The sequence below is a fragment of the Synechococcus sp. R50.1 genome (genome assembly GCF_047462115.1).
GTDB lineage: Bacteria > Cyanobacteriota > Cyanobacteriia > Thermostichales > Thermostichaceae > Thermostichus.
The window spans coordinates 19,946-44,609 of record NZ_JANSIN010000008.1 but is presented as its reverse complement, the minus strand read 5'-3'; the positions used below and the strand labels follow the sequence as shown (position 1 = coordinate 44,609).

At 57.8% G+C, this 24,664-nt stretch carries 28 protein-coding genes and 1 tRNA gene; 14 read left to right on the top strand and 15 right to left on the bottom strand.

Translation table 11 applies throughout. From position 1 onward, the window contains the following. Positions 1 to 46 precede the first annotated feature (46 nt). The 3 genes from NW870_RS03865 to NW870_RS03855 all read left to right on the top strand — a co-directional run bounded on the left by NW870_RS03865 (position 47) and on the right by NW870_RS03855 (position 2,369). Positions 47 to 415 carry a hypothetical protein gene (locus NW870_RS03865; RefSeq protein ID WP_414373993.1) on the top strand — a complete coding sequence of 123 codons (369 nt, stop codon included), beginning with the start codon at positions 47 to 49 and terminating at the stop codon, positions 413 to 415. Between the two features lie 178 nt (positions 416 to 593). After that, positions 594 to 923: a YggT family protein gene (locus NW870_RS03860; protein WP_414355873.1), complete on the top strand. Its 330-nt coding sequence runs from the start codon at positions 594 to 596 to the stop codon at positions 921 to 923. A 75-nt stretch (positions 924 to 998) separates the two neighbouring features. Further along, positions 999 to 2,369, top strand: coding sequence for a cytosine deaminase (locus NW870_RS03855; protein WP_414374020.1), 1,371 nt, complete (start codon positions 999 to 1,001; stop codon positions 2,367 to 2,369). A 97-nt stretch (positions 2,370 to 2,466) separates the two neighbouring features. Here NW870_RS03855 and NW870_RS03850 read toward each other — a convergent pair whose 3' ends face one another. Then, on the bottom strand, positions 2,467 to 3,039 hold the full coding sequence (locus tag NW870_RS03850; protein ID WP_414374018.1) for a Uma2 family endonuclease: 573 nt from the start codon (positions 3,037 to 3,039) through the stop codon (positions 2,467 to 2,469). Between the two features lie 328 nt (positions 3,040 to 3,367). Continuing rightward, entirely contained in the window at positions 3,368 to 4,810 is a 1,443-nt protein-coding gene (gene zds, locus NW870_RS03845; protein WP_414355875.1) for a 9,9'-di-cis-zeta-carotene desaturase, read from the bottom strand. A gap of 152 nt (positions 4,811 to 4,962) precedes the next feature. Here zds and NW870_RS03840 point away from each other — a divergent pair. Continuing rightward, positions 4,963 to 5,034, top strand: a tRNA-Gly gene (locus NW870_RS03840). Between the two features lie 49 nt (positions 5,035 to 5,083). On the opposite strand, the gene NW870_RS03835 is transcribed toward NW870_RS03840, so the two are convergent. The 5 genes from NW870_RS03835 to NW870_RS03815 all read right to left on the bottom strand — a co-directional run bounded on the left by NW870_RS03835 (position 5,084) and on the right by NW870_RS03815 (position 9,972). Then, complete coding sequence (locus NW870_RS03835) at positions 5,084 to 5,824, bottom strand: D-alanyl-D-alanine carboxypeptidase family protein (protein WP_414373992.1); 741 nt, start codon at positions 5,822 to 5,824, stop codon at positions 5,084 to 5,086. 48 nt (positions 5,825 to 5,872) lie between these two features. Next, positions 5,873 to 6,310, bottom strand: coding sequence for a peroxiredoxin (locus NW870_RS03830; protein ID WP_011432689.1), 438 nt, complete (start codon positions 6,308 to 6,310; stop codon positions 5,873 to 5,875). A 70-nt stretch (positions 6,311 to 6,380) separates the two neighbouring features. Then, complete coding sequence (locus tag NW870_RS03825; RefSeq protein WP_011432688.1) at positions 6,381 to 6,998, bottom strand: HD domain-containing protein; 618 nt, start codon at positions 6,996 to 6,998, stop codon at positions 6,381 to 6,383. A gap of 356 nt (positions 6,999 to 7,354) precedes the next feature. Next, entirely contained in the window at positions 7,355 to 8,491 is a 1,137-nt protein-coding gene (locus NW870_RS03820) for an NYN domain-containing protein (RefSeq protein ID WP_414373990.1), read from the bottom strand. Between the two features lie 368 nt (positions 8,492 to 8,859). After that, positions 8,860 to 9,972: a dockerin type I domain-containing protein gene (locus tag NW870_RS03815; protein WP_414373988.1), complete on the bottom strand. Its 1,113-nt coding sequence runs from the start codon at positions 9,970 to 9,972 to the stop codon at positions 8,860 to 8,862. 165 nt (positions 9,973 to 10,137) lie between these two features. Between NW870_RS03815 and NW870_RS03810 the strand changes: the two genes are divergently transcribed. Then, complete coding sequence (locus NW870_RS03810; protein ID WP_414328958.1) at positions 10,138 to 10,500, top strand: hypothetical protein; 363 nt, start codon at positions 10,138 to 10,140, stop codon at positions 10,498 to 10,500. A gap of 24 nt (positions 10,501 to 10,524) precedes the next feature. Next, positions 10,525 to 10,761 carry a 50S ribosomal protein L28 gene (rpmB, locus tag NW870_RS03805; protein ID WP_414373986.1) on the top strand — a complete coding sequence of 79 codons (237 nt, stop codon included), beginning with the start codon at positions 10,525 to 10,527 and terminating at the stop codon, positions 10,759 to 10,761. A gap of 39 nt (positions 10,762 to 10,800) precedes the next feature. Here the strand turns inward: rpmB and NW870_RS03800 are convergent, their stop codons facing one another. After that, positions 10,801 to 11,529, bottom strand: a complete 729-nt coding sequence (locus NW870_RS03800) for a pentapeptide repeat-containing protein (RefSeq protein WP_414328957.1) — start codon at positions 11,527 to 11,529, stop codon at positions 10,801 to 10,803. A gap of 254 nt (positions 11,530 to 11,783) precedes the next feature. Between NW870_RS03800 and gshB the strand changes: the two genes are divergently transcribed. Beyond that, complete coding sequence (gene gshB, locus NW870_RS03795) at positions 11,784 to 12,731, top strand: glutathione synthase (RefSeq protein WP_414373984.1); 948 nt, start codon at positions 11,784 to 11,786, stop codon at positions 12,729 to 12,731. A 398-nt stretch (positions 12,732 to 13,129) separates the two neighbouring features. Here the strand turns inward: gshB and NW870_RS03790 are convergent, their stop codons facing one another. Both NW870_RS03790 and NW870_RS03785 read right to left on the bottom strand, forming a co-directional pair. Beyond that, positions 13,130 to 13,750, bottom strand: a complete 621-nt coding sequence (locus NW870_RS03790) for a biotin transporter BioY (RefSeq protein ID WP_414373982.1) — start codon at positions 13,748 to 13,750, stop codon at positions 13,130 to 13,132. Between the two features lie 464 nt (positions 13,751 to 14,214). Further along, the gene (locus NW870_RS03785) at positions 14,215 to 14,697 is read right to left on the bottom strand and encodes an ABA4-like family protein (RefSeq protein ID WP_414373981.1); all 483 of its coding nucleotides are present in this window, start codon (positions 14,695 to 14,697) and stop codon (positions 14,215 to 14,217) included. A 720-nt stretch (positions 14,698 to 15,417) separates the two neighbouring features. Between NW870_RS03785 and NW870_RS03780 the strand changes: the two genes are divergently transcribed. Further along, positions 15,418 to 15,681: a sulfiredoxin gene (locus NW870_RS03780; protein WP_011432677.1), complete on the top strand. Its 264-nt coding sequence runs from the start codon at positions 15,418 to 15,420 to the stop codon at positions 15,679 to 15,681. On the opposite strand, the gene NW870_RS03775 is transcribed toward NW870_RS03780, so the two are convergent. From NW870_RS03775 to NW870_RS03760, 4 genes are all read right to left on the bottom strand, one after another. Then, on the bottom strand, positions 15,667 to 16,356 hold the full coding sequence (locus tag NW870_RS03775) for a response regulator transcription factor (RefSeq protein ID WP_414373979.1): 690 nt from the start codon (positions 16,354 to 16,356) through the stop codon (positions 15,667 to 15,669). The genes NW870_RS03780 and NW870_RS03775 overlap by 15 nt on opposite strands. A gap of 189 nt (positions 16,357 to 16,545) precedes the next feature. Next, positions 16,546 to 17,334 (bottom strand): ABC transporter permease, encoded by a 789-nt coding sequence (locus NW870_RS03770; protein ID WP_011432674.1) that lies wholly within the window; start codon positions 17,332 to 17,334, stop codon positions 16,546 to 16,548. Next, positions 17,331 to 18,113 carry a uroporphyrinogen-III C-methyltransferase gene (gene cobA / locus NW870_RS03765; protein WP_011432673.1) on the bottom strand — a complete coding sequence of 261 codons (783 nt, stop codon included), beginning with the start codon at positions 18,111 to 18,113 and terminating at the stop codon, positions 17,331 to 17,333. Before cobA ends, NW870_RS03770 begins: the two co-directional genes overlap by 4 nt. A gap of 64 nt (positions 18,114 to 18,177) precedes the next feature. Continuing rightward, on the bottom strand, positions 18,178 to 18,972 hold the full coding sequence (locus NW870_RS03760) for a sirohydrochlorin chelatase (RefSeq protein WP_414373977.1): 795 nt from the start codon (positions 18,970 to 18,972) through the stop codon (positions 18,178 to 18,180). A 142-nt stretch (positions 18,973 to 19,114) separates the two neighbouring features. Here NW870_RS03760 and NW870_RS03755 point away from each other — a divergent pair, with 142 nt between their 5' ends. Then, a complete protein-coding gene (locus tag NW870_RS03755) occupies positions 19,115 to 20,068 on the top strand; it encodes an asparaginase (protein WP_414358152.1) in 954 nt (317 codons plus the stop codon). Between the two features lie 4 nt (positions 20,069 to 20,072). Here NW870_RS03755 and NW870_RS03750 read toward each other — a convergent pair whose 3' ends face one another. Beyond that, positions 20,073 to 20,753 carry a DUF3318 domain-containing protein gene (locus NW870_RS03750; protein WP_414358150.1) on the bottom strand — a complete coding sequence of 227 codons (681 nt, stop codon included), beginning with the start codon at positions 20,751 to 20,753 and terminating at the stop codon, positions 20,073 to 20,075. Positions 20,754 to 21,133: 380 nt separating this feature from the next. On the opposite strand from NW870_RS03750, the gene NW870_RS03745 reads away from it, so the two are divergent. The 5 genes from NW870_RS03745 to NW870_RS03725 all read left to right on the top strand — a co-directional run bounded on the left by NW870_RS03745 (position 21,134) and on the right by NW870_RS03725 (position 24,591). Next, the gene (locus NW870_RS03745; RefSeq protein ID WP_414373976.1) at positions 21,134 to 21,712 is read left to right on the top strand and encodes a hypothetical protein; all 579 of its coding nucleotides are present in this window, start codon (positions 21,134 to 21,136) and stop codon (positions 21,710 to 21,712) included. Then, the gene (locus tag NW870_RS03740) at positions 21,712 to 22,338 is read left to right on the top strand and encodes an RNA-guided endonuclease InsQ/TnpB family protein (protein WP_414374017.1); all 627 of its coding nucleotides are present in this window, start codon (positions 21,712 to 21,714) and stop codon (positions 22,336 to 22,338) included. The genes NW870_RS03745 and NW870_RS03740 overlap by 1 nt, the downstream gene beginning before the upstream one ends. Positions 22,339 to 22,519: 181 nt before the next feature. After that, complete coding sequence (locus NW870_RS03735) at positions 22,520 to 23,005, top strand: FHA domain-containing protein (RefSeq protein ID WP_414373975.1); 486 nt, start codon at positions 22,520 to 22,522, stop codon at positions 23,003 to 23,005. A gap of 42 nt (positions 23,006 to 23,047) precedes the next feature. Then, positions 23,048 to 23,791 (top strand): class I SAM-dependent methyltransferase, encoded by a 744-nt coding sequence (locus tag NW870_RS03730; protein WP_414373974.1) that lies wholly within the window; start codon positions 23,048 to 23,050, stop codon positions 23,789 to 23,791. A 17-nt stretch (positions 23,792 to 23,808) separates the two neighbouring features. Beyond that, positions 23,809 to 24,591 carry an ABC transporter permease gene (locus NW870_RS03725; protein ID WP_414374015.1) on the top strand — a complete coding sequence of 261 codons (783 nt, stop codon included), beginning with the start codon at positions 23,809 to 23,811 and terminating at the stop codon, positions 24,589 to 24,591. The last annotated feature ends 73 nt before the right edge of the window (positions 24,592 to 24,664 follow it).

The window sequence follows — 24,664 nt, the reverse complement described above, 5'->3', positions numbered from 1 at the left end:
AGGTGGCTCAAGTTTAAGTTTGTTGTTTATTGAGCTGGACAGAAGCGTGGCAGATCAGAAAGGTGATTTCATTGCGGGTGTAGTGACCGGCGCCGTGTTGGGAGGGATGATCGGCGGGGTGATCGGGTTTGTGCTTGCCCCTCGACTCAGCAAGGGATCCGCCGAAGGCCAACGCCGGGATCCAGATCGCCTCAACGGCACCTCCGCAACCCCTGAACGACCGCGCCTCAGTGCTTCAGGTGAGTCGGCCATGTCCAGCGACTGGAAGAAGTGGGAAAATGAGGCAGAACGAATTGCCCAAGCCCGCCGCACTCTAGAGGCCAAGATTGCCGAGTTAAACGAGGCGATCCAGGCCACCCGGGCTCAGTTGCTTGTCAAGGAAGTGCCTGCCCCTGCTGCTGAGGAAAACTCTTGAGCTTGAGCGGGAAGAAGGAACCTCAGGGGTCTCCCGCCCATGTCAAACTAGAGGCGGCAATGGCTTTCTGCCTTGCATCTTTGGATGGGTTGCCATCGGATGTGAGGTTTGCCTCTGCTGACGGCGTTTGGTCTGTCTGACTGATCTGTGTTTTGTTCATTCCCTTCTCTGAACCGCTATGATGCTTAGCCACTTGTTGTCTCCTCTCGCCTGGATGGACGGCCTCTCTCTGGGGTTGGTCTACGGCACTGCCGGGTCGTTGCTGTTCCGCTCCCTTTACCAGTTCATCGTCATTTACAATGCTCTGCTGATCGTGCGGATTTTGCTGAGCTGGTTCCCGCAACTGAACTGGTCTAACCCCATCCTGTCGGTGCTCAGCCAACTCACCGATCCCTATCTCAACCTGTTCCGCGGCATCATTCCCCCCATTGGTGGCTTGGACTTTTCCCCCTGGCTGGCCTTCATTTTGCTCAGTTTTGCCATGCAGGTGGTGGGCCAGTTTGCCTAGCCGCTGTAGCACTGGATTCATCTGGATAGGCCGGGATCCCTTTACGATGGAGAGCTGCTTTTTTCGTTGCCCGCCATGCAGATCCCCGGCGTTGCCCACTACTGGCTGCTGAATGCTCAGGTTCCCCTGTCGGTACTGAAGGAGGCGGTGCCAGGAGCTGTTCCCAACCGCGATAACCTGGTGTTGCTGGATCTGGAAATCGAAGGGGGGCAGATCCGCCGAATCCAGCTGGCAACAGGGATCCCGCCCCAGGGGATCCCCGGCGTGGATCTAAGGCGAGGCCAGGTGTGGCCCTGCTTTGTGGATATCCATACCCACCTGGATAAGGGGCATGTGTGGCCGCGCACCCCCAATCCCGATGGTACCTTTGCCGGGGCGAGGCAGGCCGGCCAGGAAGATTGGGTGAAGATGAAGCAAGCCTATGACGGGGATCCGGAGCAGTTTCGGGAGGATCTCTACCGTCGCTTCAGCTTTGGTTTGCGCTGCAGCTATGCCCATGGATCCCAGGCAGTGCGCACCCATCTGGTCTGTGAGAATCCTCAGGTTATGGGGGCCAGCTGGGAGGTGTTTGTTCAGCTGCGCCGAGAGTGGGCGGGCAAGCTGGAACTCCAGGCGGTCACGCTTTTGAGCTTGGATGCCTTTCTCACCCCTGCAGCAGAAAAGCTGGCGGACAAGGTGGCGGAAGTGGGCGGGATCCTGGGGGGGGTGGCGGCGATGGGGCCGGAACTGGATCGGCAATTGGATCGGGTGTTTGCCCTGGCCAAGGAGCGGGGCTTGGCTCTGGACTTTCATACGGATGAGACGGATGATCCGGGATCCCTCACATTGAGACACGTAGCAGCGGCGGCCTTGCGCAACGATTTTCCCCATCAGGTGGTGTGTGGCCATTGCTGTAGCCTGGCCGTGCAACCGCCGGAGGTGGCCCACAAGACTATGGCCTTGGTCAGAGAGGCGGGAATTGCCGTGGTCAGCCTGCCCATGTGTAACCTATATTTGCAAGCCCGTAACCCCGGCCATACCCCCCGCTGGCGGGGAGTGACGCTGTTGCATGAGCTGAAGGCTTTGGGCGTGCCGGTGATGATAGCCAGCGATAATTGCCGGGATCCCTTCTACGGCTTTGGGGATCACGATGGCTTGGAGGTGTTCCGGGAGGCCACCCGCATTTTGCACCTGGATACCCCCTATGGGGATTGGCCCCAGGCCATCACCACCACCCCTGCCCGCATCATGGGCTTGACCGAGCGAGGGCAAATTGGGGTGGGCTTGCCGGCAGATCTGGTGCTGTTCAAGGGACGTGGCTTTGACGAGCTGCTCTCGCGACCCCAACATGACCGGGTGGTGTTGCGTCAGGGGCAGGCCATCGACACCACTTTGCCGGACTACAGCGAGCTGGACGACCTAATGGAGAGGGTGGGAGCAGCGGTTAGTTCTGGCTCCAAGCAGTAGAGCAGGGTTACTTGAATTGCAGCGAAGCAGCTTGGGGATCCCTGGCGTTTCTCCCCAGAGTGGGAAAAATGAAATTTGGAGTCATGGGGTGGGTCGGTTATCCCCAGATTAGGGTGAGATCCATAACAAAGCCAGGAAGAACGGGATCCCCAGACAAGCTGGTAGGTCGCTCCAAAACTTGCACCGGCTGACCTGTGCGATAGACATAGACCTTCCCGCTTTCCGGGTCGATTAACCAGCCCAGTTGGGATCCGTTGTCCAGGTACTCCTGCAGCTTGGCCTGAAGGATGGCCAGCTCGTCAGTAGGAGACTTCAGTTCCAGCACAAAGTCAGGGCAGAGGGGAGCAAAACGACGGCGCTGCTCTGGGGTGAGCTGCTGCCAGCGCTCTTTGGGCATCCAAGCAGCATCGGGAGAGCGAATGGCCCCATTGGGCAAGGCAAAACCGGCGGAAGAGTCAAAGGCCACACCAAGCTGAGTTTGCCGGTTCCACTGCCAGAGCTGGGCGCTAAGGCTCAAGTTTTGACGACTGCTTTCGCTGCCTGCAGGAGCCATGGCGATCAGTTCTCCTTGGGCGGTGCGTTCCAGGCGCAGCTCAGGATTCCGCCGGCAGAGCTGCTCGAAAACTTCATCGGTTAAATTCACAGCCGGCTGCAGGTTGAGGGCGATCATCATCCTTCCTGGGCAAAACTCTCAGGGTATGGGGCCTGTGGCTCGTATTGATCCCCTAGGATGGAGCGTATTTTTTGGCGAGGGGCGCGAAGGGCTGGACTTCTACCCAACTCTCGGCTTTGGGCCAAGACTTCTGGTACCCACTGTGACATACTCCCGCACTCATGCCGACACATAGAGTGCAGGCTTCAAGGGCTCCGTCCCGCTGGCGCGAATGGGAGGGCAACCCGACAGAGGAAGTGCCGTAGCAGAACCAGGAACCGGAATCCTCGCCCTTTATGACGGGGAGTATGTCAAAGGGGTCAAGTGCCATCAGGTGAAAGTCCTCCTATTGGGGATCCCTGTGGGCAGCCAGAATGGCCTGAGCAGCCAGGTGGCCGGAGAGGGTGGCCCCTTCCATGCTGTCGATGTAGTCTTGGGCGGTGTAGCTGCCGGCAAAAAAGAAGTTGGGTATTGGGGTCTTTTGCTGTGGGCGATAGGGATCCATGCCCGGCGCTTCTCGATAGAGGGAGTGGGCCAGTTTCACCACGCTGTACCAGGTCATGTTCAGTTGCCGGGATGAAGGAAACAGCTCGTGGACTTGGTGCAACACGTGCTGGGCAATTTGCTCGTTGGGCATGGAAATGAAGGGATCCCCCGGCGTGAGCACGCATTGTAATAGAGATCCCTGGCCGGGTTTGTAGTAGTCGGCGGGGCTGGTGAGGGCCAGATCGGCAAAACAGGAAAAATCGGCATCGGCAGTGTAGAGGAGATTATCGATGCCAAGAGCCTCTGGGTGTTCGCCAGCTCGTTTGGCCTGGCCTTGGGGGTTCAGCTCCGTCACCCAGCCATCGAAGCGCAATTGCACCGTGGCCACCGGTACGGATTCCAGCTTGTAGAGGTTGTCGAATTGTGGCCACTGCCGCCACACTTCCGGGATCAGCCGCTTGGCCCCTTCCACCGCCGCTGCGCACACGTACACATCTGCCTCTACCCGCTCTCCATTAGTCAAGAGCAAGCCGGTCACGGGGTAGGGAGAGGAGTCGCTCACTTCAATGCGACTGACCCCTCTGCGGGTGTGGATCTGGCCCCCGCGGGCTTGGATGTAGCGGACGATGGGCTGAGTGAGGTAGGTGTCCGGGGATCCCTTGAGGAGATTGAGCTTGGAGGCTTCTGTTTTGCTGGCAAACATCTGAAAGATCGTCAGCATGCAGCGGGCAGAAATCTGCTCTGTATCGATAAAGCCCAAGGCATAGGCAATCGGGTTCCACATCCGCTTCAGGCTACCCTCGGATCCCCCATGCCGCCGAAACCAATCGGCAAAGCTCATCCGATCCAAGGCGCGAATTTGCCGCATTGCCCCTTCATAGTCCAGCAAGCCGCGAATCAAGGGGCTGGTGCCCAGCGCCAAGGCGTTGCGCAGCTTGTCCGCCCAAGAGAGCTGCTCGGTGGCGAAAAAGGCTTTGAGGCCGTTGAAAGGTGCCCCCAGGGGAAAGCGAAAATCCAGACTGGCCGTCTGCCCACCTCGGTTGACAAAGGTGTGGGTGTGCTGCTTAGGCAGCAGGTTCTCGTAGGCTCCCACCTTCTTCATCAGGGCAAACAAGTTGCTGTAGTTACAGAAAAAAACGTGTAGCCCCATCTCGATGTGGTTGCCATCGGCATCCTGCCAAGATCCCACCTTGCCACCGACAAAAGGCCGCGCCTCGTAGAGCTGCACCTCGTGTCCTGCCTCGACCAAATCGACTGCCGTCACCAACCCGGCCAATCCGGCCCCAATAATGGCTACCCGCATAGCAATACCCTCAAACAGGCGCTGCCCGGGATCCCGCCCAGACTTTGCGCAACTGCAAAGAAAGATGAACTTCTCTCATTCTGGAACAAAATGCGCCAGGGATCCCTGACTTGACAAACCACCGCAAAACTTGCCATCATAAATTTCCCGACGCGGATGTAGCTCAGTGGTAGAGCTTCTCGTTGCCAACGAGACGGTCGCGCGTTCGAATCGCGTCATCCGCTCTTTGGGCCCTCACCCCCAGCCCCCCTTCCCTCAGAAGAAGGGAGTTGGCTAGCGCTTGTAAAAGGTCTCTAGGCTATGGCGGTCGCCCACAAAGCGCCAGTGCCAGGGTTCGTAATTCACCCCCTGAGGGTTGTTTCTGGGGAAAGACAGCTCAAAGCCAAAGCGGGCCGCGTTGCTCTGCAGCCACTGGAAGGCCGGGGTGGTCTCAAAGGCTTCTTGAGTATCCCACTGCGGAAACCCGGCATCCCCAAGGTCGATGGCATAGCCAGTGTGGTGCTCGCTGTAGCCAGGGGGAGCACTGACAGCAGCTCGTTCCTCGGGTCGCAAGGCTCGGGATTGAGCCAATTGAAAAAACAAGAATTCCTGATCCGCAATGGAGCGAAACCCGGAAATGGGGACAAGGCGGATCCCGGCAGCTTGAGCTGCTTCGCTCATGCGAAGGTAACTTTCAGCAGCCGCCTGGCGTAGGCGCACCTCACGACCGTGGTAGTGGCCCACCACCCGCAAGCTGTCTGCAGGGGCTTCGGAATAGGCATAGTGCCCCAGCAAGGAAGCTCGCCCATTCTGCACAGTTGGCTGCGGCAGAGGGGGCTGACCGGTTTCTTCCAGAACTTGGGGATCCGCCGCCTGCTGGGATCCCGGTAACTTCTCTATCCCCCAACCCGCCAGGAGCACTAGCCCAACCAGCACCAGGCCCAAGACTAGACGGGACCTCAGGGCAGGCACCGAACTTTGCGCTTTTTTCGCCGGAGTGGACTGGCGACGGGCGACCGGAATGTCGTCGTTCATGCGCAAAGGCCGGGATCTAGCGAGGAGTACTGAAAAGAGGCAGCGTTTCTACAAACCCAAATCCGCCAAAATATCGCGGGCATGGGTTTCGGTATTGATGTTCTGGTAGACCTTGGCAATTTTGCCCTCGCCATCAATGACGTAGGTCACCCGCTTGGCATAGCCGCCCCCATCCACATCGTAGGCGCGGGTAATCACCCCACTGCTATCCACCAGTAGGGGGAAAGGCAAGTTGTACTTTTCGGTGAACTTTTGGTGAGAAGCCTGGTCGTCCATGCTCACCCCCAGCACCACCACGTCCTTGCTTTGGTAGTCGGCGTAGGCGTCGCGGAATCCACAGGCTTCTTTGGTACAGCCGGGGGTGTCGTCTTTGGGGTAAAAATAGAGGACAACGGTTTTGCCGGCAAAATCAGCCAGCGAAACCTGGTTGCCTTGGGTGTCAGTGGTGTTGAACCCAGGAGCAGGGGTGCCAACAGCGAGAACCATAGGTGCGTGACCCAAAAAGTGTGATGAATAGGGCTGCCCTCAGCATTTTCTTCAGCCCTGCTTGTCTCTGTCAAGGCATTACCGCTCCAGCTTGGCATTGCAACTCAGCCACCAGCTCTTGAAGCTCCGCCGATAGATTGCCGGGCAGCCGTCGCCTCAGAATCTCTGCCAACGATCGGTAATACCACAGGGATCCCTCTTTTCCGGCGGAAAACCGCTGCCAGAGTTCATCCCCCAGTTGGCGAAAATCCCGCAAGATGCAGCGGGCGTTGTGCAGCTTGTCAGAGGCGGCCACCAACAAAACCGAGGCATTTGCCGTTTCCAGGTGCTTCAGGTAGGCGGTTTTGCGCTCTTTCCAGTTTTCTTTGGGCTCGCCTCGGGAGCCATCGCTTTCGGTATCCGTACATCCCAGGATGATCTGCAGCACCCGTTCTCCAAAGTGCTCCCGGATCTGTTGCTCAATCTGGGCCCGGGGCTCGCCTGTGTTGTGGGGGCCGTCCTCTAGGCTGTCGTGGAGCAGAGCGGCAATCGCTTCATCTTCATCCGCCCCATGCTCCAGGGCGATGGCTGCTACGGCCAACAGATGGCTGAGGTAAGGGATCCCGGTTCCCTTGCGGGTCTGAGAAGCATGCCAGCGATGGGCATAGTGCATTGCCTGCACAAACCGCTGTGTGAGTTGCGTTGACATCTGGACTCTCCAATTGGGGTTAAGTTGACCAAGAAAACTGGGTTGCAAGCCCTGCCCTAAGGCCTACAGCCCGCTGACGCGGCAAGGGCGGCTTCGTGCTACGCTGTTGGTTGAACTCCGCCAACTTGAGTATGGCGCAGTGTTAGCAAGAGCAATGTCAGCAGGAAAAGTATCTGGGAGTTCATCCCAGTAGTCGGGGTTATGGCATCCCCCACCACTCGCAAGGGTGGTGTAGCCCAAGAAGTAGGAATTATCCTGTGGCCTGGGAAAGAATCCTTGCCTTTTAGGGCAGGGAGAATGCCAATTTTTGGACAAGGTTGATCCAAGCGAGGTTCAGGCGCTGAGATTGCAAAGGTTTAGTCGGTGGCCGGAGTCTGTTTTGCAGGCAGCGGCACCAGCGTTCCTGTTCCCTGCCAAGCGCACAAATCCACGAACTGGTTGGCTATCCAAATTAGCTCCGAGTTCGTGTCCGGCCTGTAGGCGGCTACCTCCAGCCGGCAGCCTTGGCGGCGGATGTACTTGAGGGCCGGCGCAAAATCTCCATCCCCACTCAGCAGCAGCACCGTCTCGTAGCGGGAGCACATCGCCATCATATCCGCGATCAGCTTCCCATCCAGATTGGCTTTGCGGCTGCCGTCGGCGTGGATCACCACCGGCTTGGTGACCACCCGATAGCCCTGTTTTCTCAACTCCCGCAGGAAACGACGCTGAGCTGGGTTGCGGCGATCTACCCCGCTGTAGACATGCACTTCCATCTCGGATCTGCCCTGGGCCAGCCAGCTGAGCAGACTGGGATAGTCGAGATGGGATCCCCGCTGCTGGGCGCTGGCGTGGAGATTGGCCGCGTCGATGAACACCCCCAGGGCTTTGCGGGGAGATGCAGGGTTCGGCTGGGATGCCACCAGCTGCTGCAGGTGTTGGAGTTGCGCCTGCACCAACTCCAGTTGCTCCAAAGTCACTTGGGGCTGGGATACCGGCAGAGCATTCAACCGCAGCTCCACGGCTTTTAACCGCTGCTGAATGTGCTGGATGGCCTGGGTGGTGGGGGCCAGCTGTTGCCGCACGGACAGATGAGACGTGGGCCGAGCTTCGAGGGCGTCGATCCGCCCTTGTAATGTTTCCAGTTGGGCCGCCGTCTGCTGCTGCTGTACCCAGATGGGCTCCAAAACCTTTACTTTCTGCTCGAGCTCTTGAATGGCTTCAGCCGGGGAAGCCAAGGTCTGCTGCAGAAGGGACGGTTCAGCAGTGAGCCGAGCGTCCAGCACCTCGAAACGCGCTTGCAGGGTCTCCAGTTGGGTTGCTGTCTGTTGCTGCTGTGTCCAGGTCTGTTCCAGAACTTGGCCAAGCTGTTCTTCGCGGCGGCGGATGGCAGGGTAGGCTGCTGCCAAAGGTAAGAGCCCCCAGATCACTTGGCGGGTCACCAGGGCCGTCACCCCCAGGGCCAGGGATCCCGTCCACAGCCAGGTTAAGGGGAAGGCAGAAGCCCTATTCATACTCATACTCATAGTCAGCTCTCCTGGGTTTGGGTTATCGATCTGCTCGGTTGCCAGGATTTTACCTCACTCACATGGGCCACCTCAGGGATCCCTCTTGAAGAGCAAGATGCACAGAACTCACAGAGGCATCGAAGAGGAGCAATTCAGCAACTGCAGTATGCCGGCTGTTGGAAGGGGAATCTTCCAATCGCTGGACAAACGTATTTCCCTTGTTGAGCAAACGGATCAGATATCGAGTCAGTTATCGAAAGCAGGCTCAAACTTGTTCCTCTTGACCGACAGGCCCCGTGGCCCGCTCAACCTGGATTCAACGTCCAAGCTATTGGCTGACGGTATGGGCCGTAAAACCATTGAACGGAGCAGGGTCAGTTGGGGATCTCGATGGTTACGTTAGCCAACTGCACATCGTCATGATCCACCCAGGCTCCACCGTGCCGGATGACTGTATCACCTCCCAGCGGCACCGAGATGTGCAGGGATCCCCCGAAAAGGGGAATGCTGATCGGCACTTGGGGACCACGGGTGACCATGCTGGGCTCAATCAGGGTTTTGCCGGTGCGCAGGGTAACAGTGTTCAGGCCCAGGCGCAGATGTTGCAGAGGCAGGGGAATCTGTAGGTTATCTCCCCCCAGGTGAATCTGTTCGATTTCCACCCCGTTCAAGATGACTTGCATGGGAGACATGTTGGCGCTGGGGATCCGGGATTGGCCGGCCCGATAGGCGGCAGCTGTATCCAACCCAATCAGGGATCCAATCCGCAAAACCGGTGGGCGCGAAGGCAGGCGTTGCAAAGTGAAAGAGCGAGTCATCTCCACCCCTTGGGCAGGGCCCAGAAATTGCCCGGCAGCAGCCGATTCCGGCGAGTACTGGTTATCGCCCAGGCGGATGACATTCGCCTCCAGCACCAAAGTTGTGTTGGGATCCCAGCGCTCCAACTGCAGTTGCCAAGGCCGATCCCCGCTGGCTTGACCGTTGCCTGTACTTTGGGAATAGGGCAAGTAATTTTCCAGCCGCGCCACCAAAATTTCTTCTGCCGGCAGCGGCCCTGGCAGGCGAAACCGACCCTGGGCATCGGTGCGCACCGAAATACCCGCCCCCGGAATGGCCACCTCCGCCCCGGCCAAGGGCTGCCCTGTCAGCCGATCCACCACCTGTCCCGAATAGGCGGAATCCAACTGCACCTGTCCTGTGGGCACATCCGTTGCTGCCTGAATGCGCTGCTGCAACACTTGCCAGTCGGCTTCTGTGATCCGTCCATCCTGGTCGACATCGGCAGCTCGGATCTGGTCGTCGGTCAATCCCCGTTCTCCCCGCAAGTAGGCCCCCAACAGGTTGAGATCCTGCACCGTCAAACGGCCATCCCCATCCAGGTCGCCCGCCTGAAAGGGCTGCGCGTGGGCAAAAGACACGCCTATCCAACCCAGGCCCAGGGATCCCAGTAGCAAAAGAGAATGAGCCAAACAGGAGACCCTAAACATGGCAACTCTCCTGGGAGTTGTTCATGTTCTAACGTAATTCACCTCCTCGCAGCAGGGCTAACCGAGCCGGTGTAGAGTACTCTTGAGCGCAATTCTGCCGGTTCGCCTTTGGCTGCAGGAGCCGAAAACTTGATGGTAGGATAACCGTGGTGACTGGCTCCTCCTATGGCTCGATACTCTTGCGTTACTCAGCTTGTGGGCTCAGCCGAGCAGCTCAGTGAGTCGATCCGCGCCGTTTTGGAGCGCTGCCAACTCAATGTCCTCCACAACAGCCTTGATTATTGGGTGGCCGGCGAGCCTCCCGGAAAAAATCCCTACACCAAACTGGTGACGGTGGAAGTGTTTGTGGATCGCACCCGTCAGGCTGCCGACGGCTCTGTACAGGTGACCTGCATTGCCAAAAATGAAGAGCTGCCCCTAAAAAGCGTTAACCACTGCCAACAAACCTTTGACCGACTGAAGGCAGAGCTAGCCCAGTTGCAAAGTCAACTTCAGCTTGCTGCCCAACAAAAAGATGCCTTACGATAGCTAGGCTGAGTTTGCTTTGATCCCATGGCGCGTCGCTGCCAACTAACCAACAAGAAACGCAACAACGCTTTTGCCATCTCCCACTCCCACCGGCGCACCAAGCGCCTGCAGGAAGTCAATTTGCAGTGGAAGCGCATCTGGTGGGAAGAGGGTAAGCGGTTTGTTCGTCTGCGCCTTTCCACCAAAGCCTTGAAGACTCTCAAGGCCAAGGGTATAGGAGCCATGGCCCGGGAAGCCGGGATCGACCTCAGCCGGTTTTGAGCTTTCTCCTCAGCCCAGTTGTGTCTGACAGCTCCAACCTCACAGCAAGCCAAAAAGCTTACGGGACTTGGGTTGCAATCCCGCCAGCAAGGTGTTGAGGGTATCCCGTTGGGTAAGCTCGTTGGTGCCGCTGGCCCGCTCGATTAAGAGCTTGCGCGTCTCATCGGAGAGCTTGGCATCGGTAAAATCGGCTCCACTGAAGAGCGTGTTTTCAATCTGAGCGTCCCGTAGGTTGGCCCCCACCAAAATGGCCTGTTCCAGGTTGGCAAACTGAAGCTGGCAACTCACCAAGGCAGCCTGGGAGAGGTTGCAGCGAGATAGGTTGGCCTGGCGGAAGTCGGCGGCAAAAAAGTTCCCCTCCGCCAGATTAGCAGCCACCAAGCTGGCTTCGCGAAAGATGGAATGGCTGAAACGGCCCCCCTGAAAGCTGCTTTTGTCCAGTTTGGCGGCGGTAAAGTTGCTGTAGTCCCCCAGAGCCTGGCTAAAGCTGGATCCCCGTAGATCTGAGGCGGTAAAATTGGCCCGCTCTAGCTCAGCGCGGCGAAAGTTGCACAGACGTAGGTCGGCTTGCTGCAGGCTGATCGAGCGCAGGTTAGCCCGCGTCAAATTGGATTTGGGCATCTGAATGCGGTCGAACAGGCCCCGCGAGAGGTAGGCATTCTCCAGGTTGGCACCCACCAGGGAGCGCCCCTCACGCAAGGCTTCCAGCAAGTCCCGCGTGGTTTCAATGCGAACCGGCTCTGAGGGTTGAGAAGGGGGAGCACTCACAGATGGAGCATTCCTCACAGGTTAGGCCAGAAATCCGGTCAACCCAGCCGAGAACTGAGGGCCAACTGGGGATTCCACCTATCAAGCTAACGTTTGCGTCGCCTGTCGAGGTTAAGAGGATATTAAGAAGACAACTCTGCATCGAGCTTTCCAGAGGGGGTCTTCTCTTGTGGAAACAGCCTGCCAGCAGAGCACAATCGGCTCCGATTTGTTGCATACTCGGGGCAGCCTTTCGTCAGTGAACCACACCTCCCATGCAGGTAGCTTTTATTGTCGATCCATTGCCTCAGTTGCAGGTGGGCCATGACACCAGCATTGCCCTGATGGAAGCTCTGCAGAAACGGGGGCACCGCATTTTCTGCCTGGGCCTGGCGGATCTCTACTGGGATCAAGGGGAAACGTGGGGATCCCTTGAGGAAATCCGGTTGGATCTGAAGGCGGATCCCTGGTATGAGGTCAAAGACCGGCAACTGCTGCCCCTGAGCCAAATGCAGGCGGTGTGGATGCGCAAGGATCCGCCGGTGGATACGGCCTATCTCTATGCCACTTACCTTTTGGATCGTCTCTCCCCCAGCCGCACGCTGGTGCTCAATCATCCTGCCGGGATCCGCTCGGCCAACGAAAAGCTCTATGCCCTGCAATTTCAAGAGTGGATCCCGCGTACCCGCGTCAGCAGCAACAAACGCCTGCTGCGTCAGTTCGTCGAACAGGAAGGACAGGCGGTGCTCAAGCCTTTGGGTGGCAAAGGTGGGGAAGGGATCCTGAGGGTCAATGCCGGGGATCCAAACCTCAACTCGTTGATTGAAATGAGCACCCAATTTGGTCGGCTGCCTGTGATGGTGCAGGAGTATTTGCCACAGGCGGCGGCAGGAGACAAACGCATTTTGCTGCTGGAAGGAGAGCCTTTGGGTGCCGTCAATCGGATCCCTGGAGAGGGCGATTTTCGAGGCAATGTTGCTGCCGGCGGTCGAGTGGAAAAAACCAAGATTACCGAAAAAGAACGGGCTCTCTGCGGGGCTTTGGCGCCGGTGCTCAGGCAGGAGAAGCTGTATTTTGTCGGGATTGATGTTATCGGGGAACGACTAACCGAAGTGAACGTGACCAGCCCAACAATGCTGCGAGAACTCTGTCAGTTGGAAGGAGTTGACCTGGCAGATCAAGTGGCTCAGTGGCTGGAAAAGAAGGTGCCCGTCAAGGGCTGAATGACTACCCACCGGGATGTTTCTGGGATCCGGCGCGTCTGTTGCCTGACGGGGTTCCCGTCTATTTAGGGAGTCTATAGGGATCAAATTATAGCTTGGAATGACCATAGTAGGTTGAGTTCAACTTTTTCCGGTCGGCAGATAGAAAATAAAAAGCCCCACAAGGGGGCTCTGCCGCGACCAGTCAGCGACTTATAAAACTCTAGAGCAATATAAAGAAAAGCTCCATGAATAGGCCGTATTGAACATCGCATTGAGCACAGTTTTTAGAATCTCAGAAAAAAGGCCAAATCCTCGGAGCTGTTATCTTTTTTTTAGATTTTTCGGCCCGAGGCTAATCCCGAGCCCCTTCTGTTTTGCCGGAGCGGTCTTTAGAGTTGCTGCTCTTGCCCAGTGGGTTACGAGTCAGCCGGTGGCCTTTCCCGACCCACCCAGCGCCAGATGGTGGGCAGCAGCACTGCCGCCAGTCCGCACTTCACCAAGTCTCCTGGAATAAAAGGGAAGACCCCCTTGTTGAGGACGGCCAAGATCGAGGTGGGCTCAACATTCTGGTTCAGCCACACCCCTAGCCAAGTGGCTCCTAGCAAAAAAATCAGAGCCGAGCAGGACAACATCGCCAGCGCCATCTTCCAGGGGTTGCGATCCACGCCCCAGCGCTCCACCAACCAACCCATCAGCCCTGCAGCCAGGGGAAAAGCCAACAGGTAGCCCCCCGTCGCCCCGGCCAAGTGGCCAAGCCCGGATCTGCCACCGCTGAAGAAGGGCAATCCCAGGATCCCTTCCAGCAGGTAGACCAGCAACGTGAGAAAGCCCAGCCGTGCCCCAAAGCCTGCCCCCACCAGCATTACTCCAAAGGTTTGCCCGGTAATCGGTACCGGCGTGAAGGGCAGAGGGATCCGCACCTGAGCCAAGGCAGCTACGAACAAACTTCCCCCCAGAACCAGCAGGAGATCCCGAGTTCGGGAAGGGCGAGGCAGAACAGTTTGCGCCAAGGGTGTGTGAACAAAGGTAGCAGTCATGAGAGGTTTGCACTCCTGTTTACCCGAAGACTGAGCTTGAGGCCCCGTCCCATCGCTGCGCGGAAGCAAGCCAGTAGGGCGGGGAGTATGTCAGGGTTTCAGAATACAAGAATTCGGTTACCGAAAAACTGGGTTTGAAGCCCCGCCCTTTAAAGCGGCTTTGTGCTACGCTGCCTGCAGTGCCAGGGTAGTCAGCCGCTCTCGCCCACAGCAGCACAGGGCGCATTGTTCGCGTAAACGGGCTGTAGGCCCTAAACCCGACAGCCTGACGGTTGGATCCGACCTCAGTGGGTTTTGTGGTTGTTGTTTACAACGGCACCTAAAGGCACTCGGGAACCACCCTGTGTGCTGGCGAGTACGTAGCGCTGGGGAGCTGCGTGGCAGCAACGTTGAGGTCGAGGATGATCCCACGCTGCTCATTTTGCACCCTGTGCATCGGAAAGAGCCATAAAGCCAAGCAGGGGCTAGATGGATTCTTGCGGTACTTCTGTGCCTTTGTCAGGTTGAGGAGCACTGGGCCGGTTCTGGCGAGTCGTCTGTACAATTGCCACCGTAAGCAAATGGGAGAGCAGACCCACAGGCCCAGCAAACAAGCACAAAATCAGAGAATGGGTTGTCCATACTCGCTTATCCCACCCTTCCAAGAAGATCCAGCGGCCCACAAACAAATCCATGACGATGTAGTGGACCCATCCCGTCGCCATAACAGAGGGTTGACTGAATAGGCCAGTTAAGCTGGTCAGAGACAGTTGAGGGTCGGAAAATTCCTTGAGAACATCCGCGTTGAACCCGGTGACCAAAAGATACAAATAAACCGCCGCCAAAATAGCGATGGGCAAAAGCGATTCCATCACTTTGCGGGTTACCTTCCAACCCGGCAACAGAATCATCATTGCCCAAAAGGGCAAAGCAAACCAGTTGGCCCCGTTAAAGATCATCTCCAGCATGCTTGGAACCCCCAACGCTACCTGTCCATTATCGGCCTAATGCCCCCTGGGGATCCCTGCAGTAGCGGGTGGAAATGGATAGGAGTTATTCCTGACTTGCCCTGAAGTTTTTTCTGGAGCCAGAGGGATCCCGGTCGCTATTCCGGTTGGCGGAGCCTAGCAGTCGCAATGGAGCTGACCGCACGGCCACTGTCGGTGGTGGCAGCAATGCAGGAAATCCGGGATCCAGTGTCGGTCATGGCCCAGAAGCTGCTGATGCTTTTGGCGGTAGAGGTGGGTTGAGCCGGGCCGATGGGGGATTCTACTGCCACAGAGTCTGGGGATTTCTCCTGAGAAGGGAGCAACACCACAGGTTCCTCACCCCGTTGGGCTGCTGCAACTTTTGGGGTGGGATGTTCTGGTGTGGGCTCAGGGGCTTCTTCTTTGCGGGCGGCCTCTGCAGCAGGGACATTCCGGGGAGAGGGCTGCTGAACCAGCCTCTTGTCAAGGGGTGGTCGTGGCGCGGCAGCGGGGGGTGCAGGGGGGGCTTGGCCGGCGATCTTTCCCCATAAGGCTTTGAGGAGTTGCCACATGGCTGGGTTGGCTACTGAGGGAGAGAGCAGTGAGGAATGGTGTTATCCTGCCATGCTCTGGCCTGAGAATCCATCCCCTCTGCCAGTCTTGATAGAGCAAAGTCATAACGAGTATGATTAAGTAGCTTGCTTAGGGAGAAAGTTCAACATGGCGCAGATTCGCGAGATTCCCCTTGCCCAAATTCGCCGCCCTTTGCCGCGGCAAACGGATCCGGATAAGGTGCAGGCGCTGATGGCTTCCATTGAAGCAGTCGGCCTACAGGAGCCCATTGAGGTTTTGGAAGTGGAAGGGGAGTATTATGGGTTCTCCGGCTGCCATCGCTACGAGGCATTTGTCCGCTTGGGCAAGGAGCGGATCCCCTGCCGGGTGCGAAAAGCGCCACGTGCTGTTTTGAGGCTACACCTGGCCTGAAAGGGATCCCTTCTGGCCCGGCTCCTCTTGGGCGGTGTAGCCCCGTTCGTAGGCAAAACGCACCAGTTGCGAGCGATTTTCCAAAGAAAGCTTGCTGAGGATGTTGGTCAGGTGAGTTTGCACAGTGCGCGGGCTGATGAACAGCTTCTCGCCGATTTGCTTGTTGGTGAAGCCGCGAATGACTTCCCGAAAGACCCGCTCCTCAGCAGGGGTCAGAGGCAATTCGGGTGGGGTGGGGCGGGGGTCCGCTTCGGGTTTTGGCTGGGACTGCTGTTGGATTAGCCGCAAAATTTCCGATTGGGTGCGGCGGGAGCGTTCAATCTGGGCCTCGATTTTGGCCACCAACTCCAGGGGTTCAAAGGGCTTGATGATGTAGTCATCCGCCCCCCGCTCGTAGCCCTGAACCCGGTCATCGATCTCTCCCCGCGAAGAGAGAAAAATGAAGGGGACGAGCTCGCCGCCGCGCTGTTGGCGCAGTTGTCGGCAAAACTCGAAGCCGTCCATTTCCGGCATCACCACATCTGAAACCACCACATCCGGCTGCTCTTGGGCAAACAGGCGCAATCCTTCCACACCCGAAGCGCCTGTAGAAACCCGATAGCCATGCTGAGTCAGGTGGCGGCTCAGCACCTTCAGGGAGAGGGGATCGTCATCTACGACCAGTACACGCTTCATGAGAACCCGAGGAGGCTGTCAAGGAAAAGGGTAAAGCGCTATTACCCGTTATCTGTCGCTATTTTAGGGAGACGGACAGGATTCGTCATTTGGCTGGGGTGCCTTGACCCATAATAGTGGTTTCAAGGGTGGCCTGGTTGAAAGCTGAAGACTACGGTAGCTGTGAAATGAGGGACTGAACCTGGCCCTCTAAGCTCCCATTCCCGAGTACTGTTGCAAGCCTTTGCGCCACAACCAGCGGTTAGCCAGCCAGAGCAGGCCCGTCCAGGCCAGGCCCAGGCCAAAACCGCGCAGAATGTCCACCGGGATCCCTGCCCAGAGGCTGGCGGGAAAGTGCACCAGGTAGGGGAAGGGTGTCCAGGCCAAGACCTGGCGCACGGGGGGTGGGAACACCTCCAGAGGAGCGATCACCCCCGAGAAAAACAAGTACACCAAAAAATGGAACTGCTCCAAGGCCGTCACCCGTTCCACCCAAAAGGCCAGCAGCGCCAGGGTGTACTGCATGAGAAAGCGCAGGGCAAAAGCCAGGAGAATGGCCAGGGATCCCAGCCCCGCCTGGGCCCAAGAGGGGATCCAAAAGGCACGGGGGTAGAGGACGAAGAAAAGGGCGATTAAAACCAGGGTAAAGGGGAGACGGGCCAAGCGCTCCATCAGGTGGCTGGCCACATGGTGCCAAGCGGGATCCAGAGGCTGCAACAGGCGAGGAGATAATTTGCCTTCGACCACCTCTCGCTCAAAGTCCCAGATGACCCAGACGATGGTGAACTGGCGCACCAGGAACACCGCCAGAAAGTAGCGGATGAACTCCAGAGCAGACAGCGAGAAGTCTCCTGAGCGGGCTGCCTCGCTCCACACCCCCATCATGATCAGGGGCAGGGATCCGGCCAACACCCACAGGATCAGCTCGGCCCGGTACTCCAGCATGTAGGCGTAGTAGGCGGAGAAGAGGGCACCCAACTTGCGAAAGAAGGCGTTCATGGAGATTCCGGTTGCGCAAGCGCTGCGGAGCAATACGAGACTGGCGGACGCAAAGTGGGCAACAAGCTGGCCAGGCTGACCACCGCTCCCACCACAACAATTGAAGGCGGTGCTACGGGCGAGGGCTGCCCAGCCAGAGTCTGCAGGCGGAGCAGATGAATCTCTTGCTCAGGGGTGGTGCCCCAGCGGATCAGGGCAACCGGGGTGTCGGGAGCTTTCCCTCCGGCCAACAATTCAGCGGCAATGTGGCTGAGGTTGTGCATGCCCATGTAGATCACCAGGGTTTCCACCGCCCCGGCCAAAGCCCGCCAATTGACCTGAGGGCGGTATTTCCCTGCCGCCTCATGTCCGGTAACAAAAGCAACTGAGGAGCTGAGGTCGCGATGGGTGAGAGGGATCCCGGCATAGGCGCTGGCGGCAATGCCCGCCGTAATTCCCGGCACCACCTCCACTGGGATCCCGGCCTGCACCAGAGCCAACATCTCCTCGCCGCCTCGCCCAAAGATGAAGGGATCCCCCCCTTTGAGCCGCACCACCACGGCTGCCGTCCGAGCTTTCTCCATCAGCAAGGCTGTGATCTGCTCCTGGGGCAAGGTGTGAGCGCCGCAGTGTTTGCCAGCATAGATCCGTTCTGCCGTCGGCGGGATCAGCTCCAGGATGGAGGATCCCACCAGAGCATCGTAGATGACCACATCCGCGTGGGCGAGTAGCGCCTTTCCCTTCACCGTCAGCAGCCCTGGATCCCCAGGCCCTGCCCCCACCAAATACACTTTGCCCATCTCAAGTCCTGGTCGCGTCATTGCTGTTGGAAATATCCATTTTGAGGGAATGGGAAAGATTCGGCTATTCCAGCGCCGGGCTAAAAGCCTGGAGTGTCTCCACAATGGCCTGCATCAGTTGAGGATCCCGCCAGAGGGGCGGCTCCACCTGGATTTGGAGCAGAGGCCATTCCCGCTGTAATCGCTGAGCCTGTTCTTGTAGGGCGCGCAGCAGACCGCCTGGAAAGAGAAAAAACGGCAGCACCCGTAGACGGCACTGGCTAAGGCGCAAGCAATGGATCACGACCGCTTCTAAGGTGGGGGACTGGGCAGCAAAAGCCACATGCAAGGGGATCTCGGGCAAGCGCCGTTGCACAGTTTGGATCCCGGCTTGGAGCTGGGCGGCAAACCCCGGCAGACGGCTGCCATGGCCAAGCACAATCCAGGCATCTGCCCGTTCGCCGGATTGCCTGAGCGTTGCAAAGCAAGAGGGCTGTGGAGCCAGAATGCGAGCCACCAACAGATCCAGGAGGGCCGGGTGCTGGCCAATGGGGGGTGTTAACCGGATGGGCAGGCGCGGCCAGCGAGCTTGAACCTGCTTCACCGCAGCCGGTAAATCCTCTTCCACATGGGATCCCTCGCCCATAAACAGCGACAGCAGCACCACCTGATTGGGAGATCGGCCTGCGCCCAGCCAAGCTGCCAGCCGTCCTTGAATCTGTTCGGCCAGGGTGAGAGGCTGACCTTCCAACTGGGCCAGCTCCACCGGCTGGGGAGCCAGCTGCTGCTGCACCCGGGCCAACAAATCTGCCAAAGCCTGCTGATAATCGGGATCCCGGCTGCCGTGACAGACCAAAAACACCAGGGGATTGGAGGACATGGCAGAGGTCAGGGATCCCAGCGGAACGGCTCTATTTTGCCACTTTAGGGGATCCCGCCAACTTCTCGTGTAGGATCTGCGCGTATGATTTGAAGAGTACACACCCTCTTTCCCAGCTTCGTCAGCCCTTTCCCAGGTTTTCATGTCATTTGAGAATCGTTCCACCGCCCCCGAACTCTTAATCCATGTCTTGCGGGAGGGGTTGACCGAATCTATCCATCATTGCCAAGCTGTCGTGGCCGATAGCCGCGGGCGTTCTCTGGCCATGGCCGGCAACAGCACCACCCCCGTCTTTGCCCGTTCTGCCCTCAAGCCTTTCCAAGCGCTGGCCATGCTCTCCACCGGCATCCGCGAGCGCTACCGCCTCACTGAGAAAGATATTGCCATCATGTGCGGATCCCATCAGGGCACCACGGCTCATGCGCGGCAGGTGTTCAGCATACTGTGGCGGGCCGATCTATCTCCCGATTTGCTGGTCTGCCCCACCCCACCCGGCAAGCCCAGCCCCCTGTGCCACAACTGCTCCGGCAAACATGCTGGCATGCTCGTGGCCAGCCGCGCCCAAAACTGGACCTTGTCGGACTACGCCCAGCGGCAGCATCCGGTGCAAGCGCTGGTGCGGGCCAAGTTGGCGGATTTGCTGCAAATGCCCTCGGAGGAGTTTTTGTTTGCGCGGGATGACTGTGGGGTGCCCACCTACCAACTGCAACTGAATCACCTGGCCTCCCTATTCGCCCAACTGACTGCTGGCGAGCGGCCCGACTTGGAATCGGTAGCACGGGCCATGACCCATCACCCGGAGATGGTGGCTGGACAGGGGTGTTTCGACACGGAGTTGATGCGGGCTACTCAAGGGGATCTGGTGAGCAAATCGGGTGCTGAAGGGATCCAATGCATTGGCCGGGTAGGGGAAGGCATGGGCCTGGCCATCAAGGTTCAGGATGGAGCTGCCCGGGCCAAATATGCTTTGGCTTTGCACCTGCTGCAGCGCATGGGCTGGATCCAACCTGCCGCCGCCGAGATGCTGGGGGAGCGCTTCCTCAACGTCGGCCCCTACACCCGCCTAGAAGTAGAAGGGGAACTGCGCATGCCTTGAAGACTCAGCGCTGGAAGGGGTTTTGGTAAGGATTGGGGTTGGAGCTCTGGCCTTTGTTGCGGTACTTGGGGTTGATGGTTAGAGTGCCAGATCCCAGGCCCCGCTGCGCCAAAAACTCCAGGTTGCGGCGGCGCATGGTGGTGTCGTAGTCATTTTTAACGCGATCTTCCAGCATGGCCACCTGTTGCAACGCACTCAGCAGGATGGCAGCGGCCTGCTCGGAGCTGTAGCCGTTTTGCGAGGCGTAGCGCACGGCAAATTCATCGGCTGCAACTTGTGCTTTTTGCCCCTTTTCCGCTTTGCGCAACAGAAACACCGCCGAAGCGGCCAACCCGGCTGCTAGGCCAACACCGAGGTTGTCTCCCATCTGCAGCTCCACCAAAATGCCCATGCTGCCGGCCCCGATCAAGGCGGGATACAGCAACAACGCCGACCAGTTATCCCCCAAAGCCAGCTCTGTGGCCATCACCGCTTCTCGCAGGAAGTAGATCTTCTGCTGGTCAGGGCTCAGCTTCTGCCAACGGCTGAGGTCAATGGCGAAGCGAGAGTATTTCTGCCAGGGAAAGCGCCACAGCGGCTGCACAATCCGAGACTGGTCGGGGGTGCCGATCTCGATCTGCACTTCAGGGCGGATCTCCACCGGGAGAAACTGGATCAGGCGGTCAAAGTCGGAAATGGTATACATGCTGGCACGGTGCGGTTAAAGGAGCGGCTGGAGATCATTACCCCCATAGTATAAGGATCCTAGCCTTCCTTGCAGGCTAGCTCCAAGAAAGCCTTTTGCGATTTGAGGTCTGCGTCCATGCCATCTCACCTGTAATGCCGTCTCACCCTCAACTGAATTGACTGTAAAAACCAGACCAGCTTGTTCTGGATCAGTTGTCATTTTTGCAACGCGCCCATCTTTTGGGCCTTTCTGCCCTTGAGAGGCAGGGGAAGTAGAGGACGCTGTCGGTATAAGTTGACCAAAAAACTGGGTTCAAGCCCCGCCCTAGGGCCTACGGCCCGCTGACGCGAGTAGGGCGGCTTTTTGCTAAAATCCGGCTAGCACGAGTAGGGTTTCCGATGTATTTTGCTCGGAAGCTAAAGTTGGGGTTTTCAGAGCAACTGCAGCATCTGGCTTTAGCCGCGGGCGAGCTATACTCCAAGACCTTGGTTTTCTTTTGGCGAGTGGCACGCAAGAAAGGCTTGTGGTTAAAGCCCTCGAGTTTGATGCGCTGGTTTCCCAACAGTAGTGGAAACGAACTTCACGCCCATAGTGCCGATGCAGTGGTACAAAGTTTCTTTGCTTCTCTGAAGTCTTGGTACAAGCGTCGTAAAACGGATCCCAACGCCAAGCCCCCCAAAAGACGGCGGCGCTACTTCAAGGTCATCTGGAAGTCCTCTGCCATTAGGGTTCGGGGTGGGAAGTTAGTTCTTTCCAACGGCAAGACCAACCCGCCTGTGGTTATTCCTTGGGCATGGGATACACCGGTGCAGGTAGAAATCGGCTGGGACGGCAAGCAGTACGAGTTGCGGGCCTGCTACGAGTTAAGTAGGCCGGAAGGGGAAGTAACGGCAAAGGCTGGGGAAGTAGCAGGTGTCGATTTAGGGGAAGTGCATTTAGCTACTGCTCACGACGGTCGGGCAACTTTATATAGCTAATTTATATAGCTAACGGGCGGTTACTGCGTTCCCAAAGGCGTTACCAGAACAAGCTGAAGGGCAAGCTCTCCAGGCTAATGGCTCGCAAGAAGAGAGGCTCGCGGCGCTGGAAGCGGTTAGTTCGTTCCAAGCAGCGTCAGTTAGCTAGGCTGCGTAGACAGATTACGGACGTTTTACACAAGCAAACGACCAGGCTTGTCTCCACGCTCCACAGGCGAGGCGTGCAGACGGTTGTGATTGGGGACATCCGGGATATCCGGCGGTCGGCCCAGTACAACAAGGTAGCGAACCAGAAAATCCACCAAATGCTGTCGGGACAGGTGCGGCGGCTGCTCACCTACAAGGCAGAGAAGTTGGGGATGTGGGTGGTGTTGCAAGAGGAACGGTACACCTCGCAGAAGTGCCCGCGTTGCCACATGCTCCACAAGCCCAGGGGTAGGGAGTATCATTGCCGGGCTTGTGGCTTTCGGTTTCACCGCGACGGCGTAGGGTCGGTAAATCTGAGACGAAAGTATCTGGGGCAGTTTGATGTCCCAGTAGTTGGGGTGATGGCATCCCCCATCGGGTTGAGGTTTCGACCCCATACCCGGTGTAGCTCAGTAAGCAGGAGTCATTCTGCAACCTGAGAAAGAATCCCCCGGCTTCAGGCGGGGGAGAATGTCAAATAAGATGGTGGTGTATGATTTGAGCCGATGGCGGGCGATAAGAGGGGGAAGTCCTCATTCTGGGGTTAACTGCAGCTTCGTTGCCTGGCCGTCCTTGGGCTGCCGTTTCCAACACCTCAACCACGCCGAGCGCACCCATAGCATGAACGCTTCTGCTGCCCAACCCAACCCTGCTCACCTGGTCTTGATCTTCACCGATCAGATGGGTCGGCGCGGTGTTGTCCTGGACAACATTTACTACTCGGTAGGCCGGGCAGTGAACAACCACATTCGCCTTTACGACCCTTGCGTCTCTCGCAAGCATGCGTTGATCATCCGCATTCCCGATGAGAACCGGGTTGGATATGGCTATGTGGTGTTCGATGGCGGCTCTGGATCTGGCCGCAGCACCAACGGCCTATTCGTCAATGGGAAACGGGTTTTGTCCCATCGCCTTGAGTTGTTGGATAAGATAGGCTTTGGCCCGAATGTGACGGCAATTGTGGAGAGCACCGACCGCCTCACTCCCGAAACCCTGGCCGGTCTGTTAAAGCCTTTATCCCCCGGCGACCACAGGGCCCTGCTGGGATCCCAGAAGAAAACCTCGGAAGAGATCCCGAAAAAAAACGGCGACTTTACCGCCGCCTGATTCCCTGCCCCGAATTCAGCAGATGATCGAGCTCTGATTGCTGTGCCCCCCATTCCACCTGCGCTGAGCGGCTACTGGCAAAATGCCTTTGACCTAGAAGACCATCTGGGATCCTTCCTGGGCCTTGCGGCTGCCGATCTGCGGGAGAAACTGCGGGCAGGGCAGCAAGAATTGGCGGAGTTGGGCCGGCGAGACTTTGGCTGGGATCGGGCAGATGCGTTTTATCGGGATCAGGTGGGATCCGCCTATTTGCTGGACTTGGCTGCTTGGCACCTGAGCAGCACCGACTACATCGGCGATACCTTACGCCTGGTGGCGGATCATGCCCGCGGGTTGGTGTTGGATTTTGGCGGCGGCATCGGCACCCATGCTATCGGGGCGGCCCTCTGCGCAGCGGTGGATCAGGTGATCTTCTGGGATATCAACCCCATCCATCGGCAGTTTGTGCAATGGCGGGCGGAAAAGCTGGGCTTAACCGAGCGCATCCACTGTCCAGAAAACTTCCCAGAAGAGATCTTTTTTGACACGGTCATCTGCTTCGATGTGGTGGAACATCTGGCGGATCCGGCAGCGCAGTTGCGGCAGTTTTACGACTGGCTCAAGCCGTCAGGTAAGCTTTTGATCAACTGGTACTTTTTCAAGGGGTTTAACGGCGAGTTTCCTTTTCACCTGGACGACCCGCAAAAGGTAGAGCAATTCTTTCAGGTGCTGCAAAGCTGTTTTTTGGAGGTGTTTCACCCCTATTTCATTACCGCCCGCTGTTACCGCAAGTGGGATAAAAGCTGAGATTGGAGAAAACCAAGGTGCTGCGCTATTTGCGGATATTGTGGCTGTTTTGGAGCACCTCAATCGCGGCAGAAATGGAGTACCGTGCCAATTTTTTCTTTGCCAGCCTCAGCAGTTTGGGTGGGTTGGGATCGGCTCTGTTTGGGCTGTCGTTGTTTTACCAGCAGGGGCACCGGCTGGGCGGTTGGAGTTGGCCGGAAGCCCTCATCGTGTTGGGGGTGTTCACCATTCTGCAGGGGGTGTCGGCCAGTCTCTTTAACGTCAACCTCAATCGCATTGTGCAGCAGGTGCAGGAAGGCACCTTGGATTTTGTTTTGCTAAAGCCAATAAGCAGCCAGTTTTGGCTGTCGGCCAGGGTGTTTTCCCCCTGGGGCTTGACGGATGTGGGTTTTGGCCTACTGCTCATTCTCCATGCCGGGATCCAGCTCCATTTGCCTGCTTGGGCCTATGCTCTGGGGCTGCTGCCTCTGCTGCTGGGGCTGATCATCCTCTACAGCCTCTGGTTTATGTTGGGAGCCACCAGCATTTGGTTTGTCAAAATCTACAACGTCACCGAGGTGCTGCGGGGCCTAGTAGAGGCAGGACGATTTCCGATAGTGGCCTATCCGGTGGCCTACCGCGTGTTTTTCACCTTCGTCGTGCCGGTGGCTTTCCTGACCACCATCCCGGCGGAGACCCTGCTGGGGCGAGCCCAATGGCCGTGGCTGCTGGGATCCGCTCTGCTGGCGGCAGGGCTGTTGTGGGGATCCCATCTCTTCTGGCGCTTTGCCCTGCGCTTCTACACCAGCGCTTCCAGTTAAAGTCTGGGCCAAAAAGCTTGGATCCCACGCATCCGAGTTTCCAGGAGTTGAGTAATTTCTACAGACGCGCCCC